This is a genomic window from Methylobacterium sp. 10, from assembly GCF_000519085.1.
GTDB lineage: Bacteria > Pseudomonadota > Alphaproteobacteria > Rhizobiales > Beijerinckiaceae > Methylobacterium.
This window is the reverse complement of sequence record NZ_KI912577.1, coordinates 1572650-1586987: the sequence shown is the minus strand read 5'-3', so window position 1 is coordinate 1586987 and position 14338 is coordinate 1572650. Positions and strand designations below refer to the sequence as shown.

Annotated in this window: 13 protein-coding genes and 1 tRNA gene; 5 read left to right on the top strand and 9 right to left on the bottom strand. The window is 67.0% G+C overall.

What is annotated here, in order from left to right:
• The 3 genes from mscL to K368_RS0107230 all read right to left on the bottom strand — a co-directional run bounded on the left by mscL (position 1) and on the right by K368_RS0107230 (position 2141).
• Positions 1–438 (bottom strand): large conductance mechanosensitive channel protein MscL, encoded by a 438-nt coding sequence (gene mscL / locus K368_RS0107240; protein WP_027171795.1) that lies wholly within the window; start codon positions 436–438, stop codon positions 1–3.
• A gap of 57 nt (positions 439–495) precedes the next feature.
• Positions 496–1341: a phosphatidylcholine/phosphatidylserine synthase gene (locus K368_RS0107235; RefSeq protein ID WP_027171794.1), complete on the bottom strand. Its 846-nt coding sequence runs from the start codon at positions 1339–1341 to the stop codon at positions 496–498.
• A gap of 89 nt (positions 1342–1430) precedes the next feature.
• The gene (locus K368_RS0107230; protein ID WP_018045459.1) at positions 1431–2141 is read right to left on the bottom strand and encodes a phosphatidylserine decarboxylase; all 711 of its coding nucleotides are present in this window, start codon (positions 2139–2141) and stop codon (positions 1431–1433) included.
• A 212-nt stretch (positions 2142–2353) separates the two neighbouring features.
• On the opposite strand from K368_RS0107230, the gene K368_RS27025 reads away from it, so the two are divergent.
• Positions 2354–2518, top strand: a complete 165-nt coding sequence (locus tag K368_RS27025; protein WP_197030993.1) for a hypothetical protein — start codon at positions 2354–2356, stop codon at positions 2516–2518.
• Positions 2519–2550: 32 nt separating this feature from the next.
• On the opposite strand, the gene K368_RS24185 is transcribed toward K368_RS27025, so the two are convergent.
• Together K368_RS24185 and K368_RS0107215 are read right to left on the bottom strand one after the other, a co-directional pair.
• Positions 2551–3453, bottom strand: a complete 903-nt coding sequence (locus tag K368_RS24185; RefSeq protein ID WP_036266053.1) for a pyridoxamine 5'-phosphate oxidase family protein — start codon at positions 3451–3453, stop codon at positions 2551–2553.
• 28 nt (positions 3454–3481) lie between these two features.
• Entirely contained in the window at positions 3482–4096 is a 615-nt protein-coding gene (locus K368_RS0107215; RefSeq protein WP_027171793.1) for a glutathione S-transferase, read from the bottom strand.
• A 139-nt stretch (positions 4097–4235) separates the two neighbouring features.
• Between K368_RS0107215 and K368_RS0107210 the strand changes: the two genes are divergently transcribed.
• Positions 4236–5144 carry a LysR family transcriptional regulator gene (locus tag K368_RS0107210; protein ID WP_027171792.1) on the top strand — a complete coding sequence of 303 codons (909 nt, stop codon included), beginning with the start codon at positions 4236–4238 and terminating at the stop codon, positions 5142–5144.
• Positions 5145–5407: 263 nt separating this feature from the next.
• On the opposite strand, the gene K368_RS0107205 is transcribed toward K368_RS0107210, so the two are convergent.
• Both K368_RS0107205 and K368_RS0107200 read right to left on the bottom strand, forming a co-directional pair.
• On the bottom strand, positions 5408–6229 hold the full coding sequence (locus tag K368_RS0107205; protein ID WP_027171791.1) for an oxidoreductase: 822 nt from the start codon (positions 6227–6229) through the stop codon (positions 5408–5410).
• Positions 6230–6558: 329 nt separating this feature from the next.
• Entirely contained in the window at positions 6559–7539 is a 981-nt protein-coding gene (locus K368_RS0107200) for a hypothetical protein (protein WP_027171790.1), read from the bottom strand.
• 1209 nt (positions 7540–8748) lie between these two features.
• Here K368_RS0107200 and K368_RS26550 point away from each other — a divergent pair.
• Complete coding sequence (locus tag K368_RS26550; RefSeq protein WP_155935051.1) at positions 8749–9795, top strand: hypothetical protein; 1047 nt, start codon at positions 8749–8751, stop codon at positions 9793–9795.
• Positions 9796–10464: 669 nt separating this feature from the next.
• On the opposite strand, the gene K368_RS0107190 is transcribed toward K368_RS26550, so the two are convergent.
• Positions 10465–10549: transfer RNA gene (locus K368_RS0107190), tRNA-Leu, on the bottom strand.
• 104 nt (positions 10550–10653) lie between these two features.
• Positions 10654–12069 (bottom strand): 3-isopropylmalate dehydratase large subunit, encoded by a 1416-nt coding sequence (gene leuC, locus K368_RS0107185; RefSeq protein WP_027171789.1) that lies wholly within the window; start codon positions 12067–12069, stop codon positions 10654–10656.
• 272 nt (positions 12070–12341) lie between these two features.
• Here leuC and K368_RS0107180 point away from each other — a divergent pair, with 272 nt between their 5' ends.
• Positions 12342–13322 (top strand): 2-hydroxyacid dehydrogenase, encoded by a 981-nt coding sequence (locus tag K368_RS0107180; protein WP_027171788.1) that lies wholly within the window; start codon positions 12342–12344, stop codon positions 13320–13322.
• Complete coding sequence (locus K368_RS0107175) at positions 13319–14311, top strand: AprI/Inh family metalloprotease inhibitor (protein ID WP_027171787.1); 993 nt, start codon at positions 13319–13321, stop codon at positions 14309–14311. Before K368_RS0107180 ends, K368_RS0107175 begins: the two co-directional genes overlap by 4 nt.
• Positions 14312–14338 lie beyond the last annotated feature (27 nt).

Sequence of the window (14338 nt, the reverse complement as noted above, 5' to 3'; positions counted from 1 at the left end):
TCAGACCTCGGGACCCGGGACCTTGGGTTTGGCCGCGAGGATATCGCGGATCTCGCCCAGCAGCTTCACGTCCGCCGGGGTTTCGGGAAGGGGCTTCGCCTCCTCCTGGGTCTGAAGCTTGTTCATGGCCCGGATGACGAGGAACAGCACGAACGCGACGATCATGAAGTTGAGCGCCACGGTGATGAACTGGCCGTAGCCGATCACCGCGCCCTGCTTCTTGGCATCGGCATAGGCCGCGCCCTTCTGGACGCTCGACGAGAGCGCGATGTAATAGTTCGAGAAATCGAGGCCGCCCGTGATCGCCCCGATGATCGGCATGAACACGTCCTGGACGGCCGACGTGACGATGGAGCCGAAGGCGGCACCGATGATCACGCCCACCGCCAGATCGACGACGTTGCCGCGCAGCGCGAATTTCTTGAATTCTTCCAGCACCGTCGCCTCCCAAGCATGAGCCCAACGGGCTTCCCGCGGAGACGTTAGGCGAGCCGATCAGCTTTCGACAGGCGCGGGTTCGATCTGTCCACGGCCGGCTGCGTCGAGACGCTCCTCGATCTTCGCCCGGCGCCGATACTGCGCGGCTCCGATCGGCAGGGTGACGAGGTAGCCGCCCGCCATCACCACCATGGCCTCGAACGGATAGCTGATGAACAGGCCGAAGGCCGCGACCACCACGAGGAAGATCGGCAGCACCCATTCGCGCGGCACACGCTTGCCCATGGTCTTGCCGGAAAAAGTCGGCACGGTGGAGACCACGAGGAGGGCGATGCAGAGCGTATAGCCGAGCACCACCGGCGCGGCCCAGCGCTCGAACGGCAGGCCGAGGAAGTGGAGATAGAGCGGCAGCATCGCGGTCAGCGCTCCAGCCGGCGCCGGCATGCCGACGAAGAAGTCCTTCTTCCAGGCGGGCCGGTTGGGATCGTCGAGCATCGCGTTGAAGCGGGCGAGACGCAGGGCCATGGCGATGGCGAAGATCAGGGCGACGATCCAGCCGAGCGAGCGCAGCTCCTTCAGGGCGAAGCCGTAGAGGATGAGCGCCGGGGCGCAGCCGAAATTGACGAAATCGGCGAGGGAATCGAGCTCGGCCCCGAAACGCGACGTCCCCTTGAGCATCCGGGCGACGCGCCCGTCGATCCCATCGAGGAAGGCGGCCGCGACGATGGCGATGACGGCGGGCTCGAACTTGCCCTCGAACGCGAGACGGATCGCGGTCAGCCCGAGGCAGACCGCCATCAGGGTGATCATGTTGGGCGCGATCATCCGGAACGGCACCGCCTTGAAACGGCGCGGCTTCGGCTCGTTGGCATCCGGCTCGAAGGGCGGAAAGAGATCGTCCATGACGCGCCTTTTCAGAAAGACGGGCGGACGGGCCTGGGAGGCACCGTCCGGGAAGGATCGCGACCCCGCCCGGGCGGGGCCGGGCGAGGTCAGATGCGGCGGAAGCTGCGCTCGGGGCCGCCGCCGAGATCGGCGAGCACGGTCTCGCCCGCCACTGCCTTCTGGCCGAGGCCGACCAGCACGCGCGTGCCCACCGGCAGGTAGACGTCGACGCGCGAGCCGAAGCGGATCAGGCCGAAGCGCTCGCCCACGTTGAGGGTATCGTTCGCCTGCACCCAGCCGACGATGCGGCGGGCCACCAATCCGGCGATCTGCACGACGCCGACGCGCAGGGGGCTCCCACGATGGGTGGTCTCGATGACGAGGCCGTTGCGCTCGTTGTCGTCGCTGGCCTTGTCGAGTTCCGCATTGAGGAACAGGCCGGGCGTGTAGACGATCTGGCCGATCTTGCCGGTGACGGGGACGCGGTTCACGTGGCAATCGAACACGTTCATGAAGACCGAGATCCGGGTCATCGGCTCCTGCGGCAGATCGAGTTCGGGCGGCGGCAGCACGGTGGAGATCAGGTTCACCCGGCCGTCGGCCGGCGAGACCACGAGACCGTCCGCCACCGGGGTGACCCGCTCGGGATCGCGGAAGAAGTAGCAGACCCACAGGGTGAGGATCAGGAAGATCCAGCCGGCGAACTGCGCGAAATAGCCGAACAGCACGGTCAGCACGATGCCGATCAGGATGAAGGGGTAGCCCTCCTTGTGGATCGGCACGAGGGTTCTGCGGATCGTCTCAAGCAGATCGGACATGAAGATTCGGTACTCCTGCGGACCGAGGGATCGGCCGCGCCCGCAATGCGGCCGGGTTGGCAGTCCCGACGGCCGGCGTCAACTCTCGCAGCGGATCGGCGGTCCCCGCACGGCCTCCCCGGCGCCGGAGCGGCCTTTACGCATCCGGCTTGATGATGCCTTAAGCACCGCGCCGCTAGACCGGAAGAGGATAGAGCGGAGAGCGGGATCGGATGCTGGGTCGGGCGTTGATGCATGTGCGCGCGGCGATCGCCCTGCGGGACTGTGCCGCGAGCGCGCCTTCGGATGTCGTCCGCCACCTCCTGATGAAGGTCGCCGCGATCCACGAGGCCCGGGCCCGCAAGGTGCTCCGCGCGAGCCAGGCCCGCCGCCGCTGAAGGGAGCCCCGCGCGGGCGCCGGGACTCCTCGTCACCGGGGCGGCACGGTGCCTGCGTGCCGGACGAAGGTCCGGGGTGCGAAGCGCCAGAGCCGCTCGGCGCCCGGGAAGTGCGCGATCTCGGGGGAATCGAGGAGCAGTTCCGCCCGACCGGTCATCTGCAGCAGGTCGCCGGTGGTGAAATCGATGACGAGGAGCCCGGCGCGGGGATTGGCGCGGATGTTTCCCAGCGTGTTGAAGAACCGGTTGCCGGAATAATCCGGGACGGTGAGCACGTCGTCCTCGCCGATCCGCACGAAGCCTTGCGCGCCGCCGCGATGCGAGACGTCGACCTGCCGGTCCCCCGCCTCCCCGTCCGCATAGGTGGCGACGAAGACCGTATCGGCCCCGACGATCAGCGCGCGGGCTCGCTCGTCGAGGCCCTGGCCGGTCTCCGGGGCCGCCGCGCCGGGATTCAGCCACCGCTCCGCGCCCTGCCGGACGCGGATGTATTGCGGGCAATTGCCGAAGCTCTGCTGCACCCGGATCTCGAAACCGTCGCTTCCCTCACGCCGGATGATCCCGTTCAGGCGGTTCCGCCGCCGCGTGGCCAGATCGATCCCGAGCAGGCCCACCGCCGCTCCCTCCGTGAGGCCCGCCTCGGCGGGATCGCCGGGGTCGGCGGCTGCCCGGACCCGGAGACGGAAGGGATCCGGCGCATGGAGGAACCCCGGTTCGCCCGCCCGGAGCGTCGCCCAGACATCGCCCTCCGGGTCGACCACCCCGAGCACCACGAAGGGCAGGTGGCTGAAGAACTCGCGATGCTGTTCGATCATCCGGTCGCGGATGACGCGGGGACCGATCTCGGCCATGCGCGCGGCGACGCCGGCATGGTCCTGGATCGCGATCTCGCCCCGGTGCCAGGGCGAGGCGGGGTGCTGGTCGGATGACGACATGGGGGTTCTCCCGTGGCAGGGTTTCGTCTCAGGCCGCGCGCAGGCCGGCCGCCGTGGTCGGAAAGGCCACGAAGCCGGGCAGCGCCTCGATGCGGCCGAGCCAGGCCCGGATCTCGGCATAGGGCACGAGGTCGACATTCCCCTCGGGTGCTGCCGAGACGTAGCTGTAGAGGGCCACGTCCGCGATGGTCGGGTGGTCGGCGGCGATCCAGGCGCGACCGCCGAGTTCCGCATCGATGCGGCCGAGGATCTGATGGGCGCGGGCGATCACCTCGCCGGCGTCGAAGGAAGCGCCGAACACGGTGATCAGGCGGGCGGCGGCGGGTCCGAAGGCGATGGGTCCGGCCGCCACCGAGAGCCAGCGCTGCACCCGCGCCGCGCCGGAAGCGTCCTCCGGCAGCCAATCCGTGCGCCCGAGCGTCTTGGCCACGTAGACCAGGATGGCGTTCGAATCCGGAACCACCACGTCGCCGTCCACCAGCACCGGCACCTGGCCGAAGGGGTTCAGGGCGAGGAACTCCGGCGTCCTGTGCGCGCCGGCGGCGAGATCGACCTCGACGATCTCGCAATCCGCGCCCACCAGCGACAGGAACAGACGCGCCCGGTGCGCATGCCCGGACAGGGCCATGTGAAACAGCTTCATGACGGATCTCCGCGACGGCCGGGCGAGAGCGCCGGCCACGGGCACATGAGAGACCCTTGCCTGGAACGCGTGAACCGGCATTCTCCGCAATCGACTATTCCGCTGGATGGAACAATCCGCGGGTACGGAGGAGGCCGGCATGGATCGGTGGCAGGCGATGCGGGTCTTCGTCCGGGTGGCGGAGAGCGGGGGGTTCGCCGCTGCGGCGCGACAGTTGAACATGAGCCCGCCCGCCGTGACCCGTGCGGTGGCCGCCCTGGAGAACCGGATCGGAGCCCGTCTGCTGACCCGGACCACGCGCTCGCTGATGCTCACCGAGGCGGGCGGACGCTATCTGGAGGATTGCCGCCGCATCCTCGCGGACATGGAAGAGGCGGAAGCACTCGCGGCCGGCGCGTATGCGACACCTTCCGGAACCTTGACGATTACCGCTCCGGTGCAGTTCGGTCGGCTTTATGTATTGCCTGCCGTCACGGATTTTCTTGCGCTCTACCCGGCCGTGAGCGTGCGCGCGCTGTTCCTCGACCGGGTGGTCAACCTGATCGAGGAGGGCGCCGATGTGGGAATCCGTATCGGCCATCTCGCCGATTCCGGGCTCGTCGCGGTCCGGGTCGGCACGGTCCGCAGGGTTCTCTGCGCCGCGCCGGACTATCTCGACCGGTACGGGACACCGCAATCGATGGGGGATTTGCACCGCCACGCGACCATCGGTTTGATGGGAACGCGACTGCCCTTCGAGCGCCATTCCCCGGCCGATGGGCCGACGCGTGGCGCCACGCAATCACGGTTGATCTGCAACACCATCGATGCCGTCCTGGCGGCCGCCCTCGCGGGCCAGGGGATCGCACCTCTGCTGTCCTATCAGGTGGCGCCCTCGGTGGCCGAGGGCCGGCTCAGGCTGGTCCTCGACGATCCGGACGCGGTGCCGGTCCCGGTCCATATCGTGAGCCTGGAGGGCCGGCGCGCGCCGGCGAAGGTGCGCGCCTTCATCGATCTGGCCGCGGCACGGCTTCAGGCCGACCCGATGGTCAATCCCGGTCGGCCCTGAGATCTTGTTTAAGTTGCTTTTCCAAGGACTTGCCTCACCCTGAGGTACCGCTCAGCGGCCTCGAAGGAGGGCTCCGGATATCGCAGCGGGCTCTGAAAACCTCCTTCGAGCCCCTTCGCCGCGGCGAAGGGCACCTCAGGATGAGGTGGTCTACTGGGAGGAGCGGCTTTGGCATGGGCATCCGCTGAGACATCCGATCAGACGCTCGTAGAGCCGGGTGGAGCGCGCCCTTATCCACGCCTGAGGGTCCGGAGCACGGAGGTTCAGGAGACCGGGGGAAGGCGCATCTGCTTGCGGTAGCTCTTGTCGAACTGCTTGGCCGGCACGAAGCGGCGCAGGAGGCTGGCCTGCCGCGCCATCGATCCGGCGGTGTAGCGCAGATGGGGGGCCGCCGCGGTGGCGGCTTTCACCACGACCTTGGCGACGATCTCGGGCGCGTCGGCCGTAGCCAGGACGTCACGCGTGAAACGCTCCCTGTCCGCGCGATCGGAATCGTAGAGGCTCAATGGCGCATCGGGGGAGACCAGGTTCGCGTCGAAGGCCGTGCGCGTATAGGCGGGCTCGACGAGGACGACCCGGATCCCCTGGCCGCGGACCTCGTGATCCAGGGATTCCGAATAGCCTTCCACCGCGTGCTTGCTGGCCGAATAGACCGCCATGTAGGGCGCCGGGATGAGCCCCAGGATGGAACTGATGTTGACGATGCGGCCGCCCGCCTGCGCCCGCATCAGCGGGAGGACCGCCCGGGTCGTGCGGATGAGTCCGAACAGGTTGACGTCGAAGAGGGCCTGCGCCTGGTCCGCGGTGGATTCCTCCGCCGCGCCGCTGATGCCGAAACCGGCATTGTTGACGAGCAGATCGATCCGTCCGGTCTCGCCGTGGACCGTCGTCACCAGGGCGTCGACGGAGGCGTCGTCGGTCACGTCGCAGGCCAGCATCGTGACGGCCCCGTCCCGCCCCTGAGCCGGTCTGCGGCTCGTGCCGTAGACCCGGTAGCCCGCCGCTTTCAGGGCCTTGGCCGTCGCCAGCCCGATGCCGGACGCCGCTCCGGTGACGATGGCCGTCTTGATGTCAGTCGTGCCCATGACGCTCTCCCACGATGCCCCCTCGGGGGACCGCTTCGGCCAATAAATTACAGTTATCATTTATAATTGCAAGACGTGTCGGTAAGCCGCCTTGTCTGCAGTGGCGATGCCTCATCGTCCCAGGTCCGCCGCCCCTGCGCCCCGGCGTGCCGTCCGGCCTATGCTGACGTCACGCCACCAGCTGCGGCATGCGTCCCGTGAGCGCCCATCGGACGGAGCCGTCGGCCGAACCGGTCGGCGAGCATCCTTGCCTGCGCGACGAGGGAAGCACCGGCCTCGGGCGGGACGATCCGGGCGAAGCGGGCAGAGGCCGACGCCGTCCCGCCTGCTCAGCGCGGAACCACCGAGGCGGCGACGCGCTCGGCCCGTGCGAGGGCGTCCGGCTGGTCCGCGCCGGCGAGACCGATGACCCGCAGGTAGCTCTTGCCCTCGAAGCGGATCGTCTGGCTCACGCCGACCTTTCGGCCGGTCCGCACGTCCTTGCCGGTGGCGCGCAGGCGGATGAGGACTGCGCCGCCCTCGGTGGTGCGGCTCTCGTCGGTGACCGCGATGTTCTGAACTTCACGGATGGTGCCCAGCGCCTTGCGGGCGAAAGCGCTCTGCTGGCCGGTCGCGACCGGCGCCTTCCCCAGGGAGGGCGCCACGATGACGAGGGTCTGGGTACCTTCGGGATCGACGTCCTTGGGGCCATCGGTGAGCAGGAGGGTATTTCCCATTAGCGTGCGGACCGGACGGAACCCCGCCAGATCCCCCACCGCGTAAGGCAAGGCCGCGATCTGGTCGGCGACATTGCCGGGGGAGCGGAACGCGATGGTGCCGAGGGCAGCCTCCACCGCCTTGTCCGGCACCTGTCCACGGGCCGCTTCCGGAACCTGCACGGTGACGAGGCCGGTGCCGTCCCCGCCGCGCACCACCGCGACCCACTTGGTATAGGCGATCCCCCTGGCCGACTGGCTGCCACGCAGGACACGGCCCTCGCCGCCGGCGACCGACAGTGGCTCGGCCGCTCCCACGGCGGCAAAGCCCGTCGCGCGCAGGGAATCGGGGGTGAATTTTTCGGCGAGCTGCCCATACGCCTCGGCCGGCATTGCGACGATGACGATCGACGCGCCGGAGGGATGCTCGAAACCGGCGAAGCTCTTGGCGGGCGTCATCCCGGCGGGCGGCACCAGACCGATCCCGCCGGCAGGCGGAAAGACCGCCTCGGCGGCACGGGCCGGCAGGAGCGGGGCCGAGACGAGCAAGGAGACGGCAAGGCCGAGGAGGGCGAGCAGCCGGCCGGTGGCGCGGCGGAAACGGGGAAGACGCATTCTGGAAGGGTCTCTCGAGAGTGGGACATCGGCGTCGGCGGGGCTTGCCCCGACGCCTGCTCGCAATTCCCGAGAGCTTGGCCGGCGGAGGTTCGGAGCGTCAAGCCACCGGGATCCGTGCGTGAGCCGTCCGCATCGGCCCGCCGCGCGAGGGCCTGTGTCCCGGCGAAGGGGCGGGAAAGCTGCCCTGCGACTTGTGTGCCGAGGGCACCGGATCGCGGGTGATGCCCGATGAGCCCGCTAGCTCGGTTTATCTCGCACCAAGACGAAGTGCAGAAAGCGGGGCCAAAAACTAAGTCAACATCAGCCAATTAGTTTTTGCTTGGTGCCCAAGAAAGGACTGTGGCCATGGCGCAAAAGACCATTGATTTTGTTGAGGTTTTCCCTCGCACGCCGACCGAGTGTTGAACACCGCCATTGAGCAACGAGGCCGTCACGGTGTCAAGCCGCAGCAATGGGGGAAGCTGTGTTCGCAACCTGTAGCAGGCGACTCAACCTTAGCCGAGATATCTGGTAGCTTGGCCGACTTGGCATTTTGCCGCCACCAAACTCGATAAGAAGCCTCAGTGATCCCGCACCACTCCAAACCAAATCAGAGTGGGCGATGAAGACCATCCAGCATGCGCAGGAAAGTCTCTCAGTAGCATATGTCCATGCTCTCGCCGGCATGGCAGGAGTGAACCTTGTAGACTCACGGGCGCATGACTACGGCGTGGACGGTACGTTCCGCCCCGTAGTTATTCGTCAGGATGGACGCCGCGTTGAGTCGGGCGAGGCTTTAGACTTCCAACTAAAATCTAGCACCCGGTGGCGTGGGAGCGAAACACACGTAACGTACGACTTGGAAGCCGCGACCTTCAACGATTTTGTCACACGGTCTCCTGCTGCCGTTCCTTTCGTTCTCCTGCTTCTCTGTCTGCCGAAGAGTGAGATGTACTGGTTTCATACGACAGAAAGAGAGACTCTGTTACGACACGGCTGCTATTGGTTTAAGCCGACCGGCGCACCGACTCTGAACACGAGAACGGTCACAATACACATTCCTCGCTCGAACATACTATCTGTCGGAAGCCTGTTGACCCTTCTCTCCGAAAGAAGAGTGGAGGCTGTGCGATGACTAGTTTCGTGCCGAGCCCAGCCATACTCCCTTATCTTCGCCGCTACCTTCGTTCGCGTGGGTGGCGGCAGAGAGCGACTGAGCATGAGGGATTGATAATCTTTGTCTATGCAGAGAATGGCTTCCCGGAGGTTTCCATTGTTCTGCCGGATGCTTCAACCAGAGAGGACACGGCCAAGCGCATCCTTTTTGCCCTACGCACCATCTCCGATCTTGACGGGATTTCTGTTGAAGATGTGTTTGCCGCTGTACGCAGGATCGGCTCAGACGTTATTCGCACTCGCTTACCCGACTCGTCCGTCTGGCGTGGTGAGAGCATCAATCTCAGAGCCGCAGAAGCATTCATACGGAGGATGCGTCGCCTGCTTCTCACGGCTGCAGCTACCGAGGTCAGGCCGCATAGGATAGTCCAAAGCATCACCTCAGAGTGCGAAGACTTCGTAGATCGGTGCCGGTTCGCCCACACTTTTGAGGGCAGCTTCGGGTTCGTCGTAGAGGCACCTGTTGGACCTCCACCTGACGGTCAGCTTCTATCAGAGGAGCAACACCCGGCACCGTTTGAAAGGGCAGTCGTCCGAAGGATCGCGACGGGTTTTCGCTCGGTGCGTCAGGCTGAAGCCGCCGAAAGTACCCGCTCGCTGCAGGCATCCTTTCAAGGCGGGTGGAGCGCCGACATGTGCGATCAAGTCGTGGGAATGTACGAAGAGATCGACGCAGAGAGCCTTAGCTTTGGCTTCGAGCTTTCATCGGAATGGACACTGCCTGAAGATGGCCTAGACCTCTGGAACTTCACGCTCAGACCAAACAACATACGGATGATAAAAGAGGCTTCGGCAATATTGAGGGAACGTCAGGAAGAAACCGAGACGCCAGTTGTCGTTTCTGGTCTCATCGTCAGGCTCGCGTCTAGAGAAAATCCAGCCGATCTTCTACACAACGTGAGCCCACGCGAAGTGGTAATCAGGTGGGAGTCGCCAGATAGGGGCGACATTTCTGTCTCTACCCGTGTGGCTCCAGAGGATTATCTTGCCGCGCTTGAAGCACATAGTGCTGGAAGGAGCGTCCGTGTGGAAGGGAACTTGGCCCGAGTTGGTCGAAGGTGGGTGCTGCATCCATTGTCCCCTCTGACCGTAGAGTAGTTGCCAGAACTTCGATTAGGTCATGCGCTTGCGCTTCAGGCGAACTCTTCGGAGGATGCTTTCCGCCACCGCAGGCACCCTCACGATGTCCAGCTTGGAGATCGCAGAGCGCATGACGTGACCCCAGTCTTTCATCCAGCGGCAACCAGAGGCCGACAGGATCATGAGGGCGGCACGACCGAACAGCCCAGCCTCTGCCTTAAGGTTTTCTGCCTCAAGCAGAAGCCATTGCTCCGCTGTACCGGGATCATCATCAAGGGTGTCAGCGAGCGCGCGGTAGACTTCGCCAGCGAGCGCCAGAGCTCCTTGTGGGTGAGCCTCTTGGGGCCTTCACGCACAGATCTCCAGACCGCATCAAGGTAGGCGACCGCTATCCCCTGCCGAACCTCGGCTTCCTGCGGTTGGCGAGTGCGCAGCGTGACGCGAACGTCAACATCCTTCGCTGAGATCACCTTTGTGATGAACGCGTACCGATGGGGATAGGCAACTTCAGGCTACGCACTCTGTCGAGCACGTCAGTCGGGATACGTTGGTGGGTCGTGATGCCTTGGCGCCTCATCGGGCGCGGCATCCGAAGGAGAATGTTGAACGCATCTGTTGAACAATCAGATGCAGAGTAAACCCTTCAAGATCAAATACTTTTTGCGGATCAGCGGCTTAGCCAACTGATGGTGCCCAGGAAAGGACTCGAACCTTCACCTCTTGCAAGACTGGTACCTGAAACCAGCGCGTCTACCAATTCCGCCACCTGGGCCGGTCGGCAGATGTTTGCCGACGCGGAGGTTCGTTTAGGCGGACGGGCCGGCCGCGTCAATCGCGATTCCGGCCCGTTTTGCGGAATCCGCCCGAGCTCGGCGCTCAGGCCTCGCCGCGCCACTCGCGGATGTCGACGAAACGGCCGGCCACGGCGGCGGCGGCGGCCATGGCCGGGGAGACGAGGTGCGTGCGCCCGCGATGGCCCTGGCGACCCTCGAAGTTGCGGTTGGAAGTCGAGGCACAGCGCTCGTTGGGGCTCAGGCGGTCGGCATTCATGCCGAGGCACATGGAGCAGCCCGGCTCGCGCCAATCGAACCCGGCCTCCTTGAGGATACGGTCGATTCCTTCCGCTTCCGCCTGCGCCTTCACCACGCCGGAGCCCGGCACCACCATGGCCGAGACCGAAGGGTGGACCTTGCGGCCCTCCACCATCTTGGCCACCGCGCGCAGATCCTCGATGCGCCCGTTGGTGCAGGAGCCGATGAAGACCCGGTCGAGGGTGATGTCGGTGATCTTCGTGCCCGGCGTGAGGCCCATATAGTCGAGGGCTTTCGCCTTGGACTGGCGCTTGTTCTCGTCGGCGATGGCGGCCGGGTCGGGCACGAGGCCGGAGATCGAGACCACGTCCTCGGGGCTGGTGCCCCAGCTCACCAGGGGCGGCAGGCTCGCGGCGTCGAGGCGGACCTCGCGGTCGAAGAAGGCGCCCTCGTCGGTGGCGAGGCTGTCCCAGTAGGCGCGGGCCCGCTCGAACGTCTCGCCCTTGGGGGATTTGGGACGATCCTTGACGTAGGCGTAGGTGATGGCGTCGGGCGCGACCATGCCGGCGCGGGCGCCGCCCTCGATCGACATGTTGCAGATCGTCATGCGCCCCTCCATCGAGAGGGCGCGGATCGCCTCGCCGGCATATTCGATGACGTAGCCGGTGCCGCCGGCGGTGCCGATCTCGCCGATGATGGCGAGGATGATGTCCTTGGCGGTGACGCCGGGCGGCAGGATGCCGTCCACGGTGACGCGCATGTTCTTGGCCTTGCGCTGCAGCAGCGTCTGGGTGGCGAGCACGTGCTCGACCTCAGAGGTGCCGATGCCATGGGCCAGTGCCCCGAAGGCGCCATGGGTCGAGGTGTGGCTGTCGCCGCAGACGATGGTCTGGCCCGGCAGGGTGAAGCCCTGCTCCGGGCCGATCACGTGGACGATGCCCTGGCGGCGGTCGAGGGCGTCGTAGAACTCGATGCCGAAGTCGCGCACGTTCTCGGCCAGCGTCTCCAGCTGGAGGCGGCTCTCCGGATCCTCGATGCCGAAGCGGCGGTCCGAGGTCTGGACGTTGTGGTCCACCACGGCCAGGGTCTTCTCCGGGTGGCGGACGCGCCGTCCGGCCACGCGCAGCCCCTCGAAGGCCTGTGGGCTCGTCACCTCGTGGACGAGGTGACGGTCGATGTAGAGGAGGCTGGTGCCGTCCGGCTCGACATCGACCACGTGGTCGTCCCAGATCTTGTCGTAGAGGGTGCGCGGGGCAGTCATGGCGTGGCTGTTTCGGTTTTCGTCGTTGATGGGATCACGGGCAGGCCTGTGACTCTCGCCCTCTTTAGTAGTGTTCGAAAGGCCCGCATGGAAGTAGGCCGGCGCACACGGTGCATCCGAGGCATGAGGGCCACTCGCGCGCCGCATGGCGAGCTTGGCCGGCCCAGGGCCATTCGCGAGGCTGGACCCTGCCCGGACGGGGGATTACAGCCGTATGCCCTCATGGCCATTCCTCTTCATGGCCGGTTCCGGGGACGGATGACGAGCGCGACATGCAGCCTGCCGACCTGTTGCTCCTGAAGCCGATGCAGCCGAGCGTCATGGACGCGCTGGCCGCCGCCTTCACCCTCCACCGCGCCGATACCGCCCCGGACCTCGACGCGTTCTATCGCGAGATCGGACCGCGCATCCGCGCCATGGCCACCGGGGCGCAGGCCCCCGTCGACCGCACCCTCATCGAGACATTGCCCCGGCTCGAGATCGTGGCGAGTTTCGGCGTCGGCTACGACACGATCGACGTCGCGGCCGCGGCGGAGCGGGGCATCGTCGTGACCAACACGCCCGACGTGCTCTCCGACGAGGTGGCCGACCTCGCCCTCGGCCTGCTGCTCGCGACGATCCGCGAGATCCCGCAGGCGGACCGCTACCTGCGCGCCGGACACTGGCCGACGCGGACCTACCCGCTCACCGCCACCCTGCGCGGCCGGCATGTGGGCATCCTCGGCCTCGGCCGGATCGGGCGGGCCATCGCGCACCGCCTCGAAGGTTTCGGCGTGACCCTCTCCTATCACGGCCGCCGCCGGAAGGACGACGTGGCCTACACCTTCCACCCGACCCTGCTGGAGATGGCGCGGGCGGTGGACGTCCTCATGATCGTGGCGCCCGGCGGCCCGGAGACGAACGGGATCGTGAATGCCGAGATCCTCGACGCCCTCGGTCCCGACGGGATCGTCGTCAACGTCGCCCGTGGCAGCCTCATCGACGAGCCGGCGCTGATCGAGGCCCTGCGATCGGGCACGATCCACGGGGCGGGGCTCGATGTGTTCGCCGCCGAGCCCCATGTGCCGGAGGCCTTCCTCGGCCTGGAACGGGTCGTCCTGCTGCCGCATGTGGGCTCCGGCTCCGTCCACACCCGCGAGGTCATGGGCCGGCTCGTGGTCGACAACCTGCTCTCCTGGTTCTCCGGCAAGGGGCCCCTGACGCCGGTGCCGGAAACGCCGGCGAACGGGCGCGCCACCGGAGCGGCCCGATGATCCGCCCCGCGCTCTGCCGCGCCGGCCTTCTCGCCGGCCTGTTCACGGCGGCGGCCATGGCCTTTCCGGCGAAGGCCCAAGGGGTGCCCCAAGAGGGTTCTCAAGGGATGGCGCAGGGCGCCCCCCAGGCGCCTCCGGCCGCGATACCTTCGGAGCCCCCCGCCCCAGGCCTCTCCGAAACGCCCGCCGCGGCGAGCCCTCCCCCCGGCTTCGTGGAGACCCTGCCGCCGACCATCGAGGGGGTTCCCGGCACCTGGGACCTGTCGCGGGACGGCAGTACGCGGCGCTGCGTCATGACCCTCGCGTCGCAGAGTTTCGAGAGCGGGCGGCGCCTGTCGTTTCCCGCCGGGTGCCGCCGTGCCCTGCCGATCCTGAACGAGGTCGCCGCCTGGCTGTTCGTGGACGGCGTCGTCCGCCTCGTGGACAAGAACGTCCGGCCGGTCCTGATCTTCAAGGCCCGGGACGACCGGCGCAGCCTGATGGCCCGGACCGAGGGGGGCGAGGTCTACAGCCTCGTCCCGCTCCAGATCGTGGCGATGGCGCCGCCTCCCGCGCCGGCACCGGATGGCGGCGCCGGGTTCAAGCTCGAGCGGGACGATCCGACTGGCGCGGGTGGACAGAATACCGGGGCGCAGAACGGCGGGGCGACGGGGACCGGCACGGCGGGTGCCGGCGAGCGGCCGACCGTCGGCATCTACGCCCTCGACCGCTACCGAGAGCAGGACGTTTGCCGCCTCGAACTGAAACCGGCGGAGGGCGGTGGGACCGCCCCGGTCCGCGTCCTCGACGGCTGCCGCGACAGCGGGCTGACGACCTTCGATCCGGCCGCGTGGCTGGCGGCTCCCGGCCGGCTCACCCTGGTGGCAAGGCGCGGCCATGTGGTGGGGCTGGTGCCGGCGGGGGAGAACCACTGGCGGCGCGAGCCGGAGGTCGGCACCACCTTCATCCTGCGCCGGATCGAGGGTGCTGCGCCCAGCGGTTCCCCCTGACGGCCACGCCTGATAGACCCTGCCGCC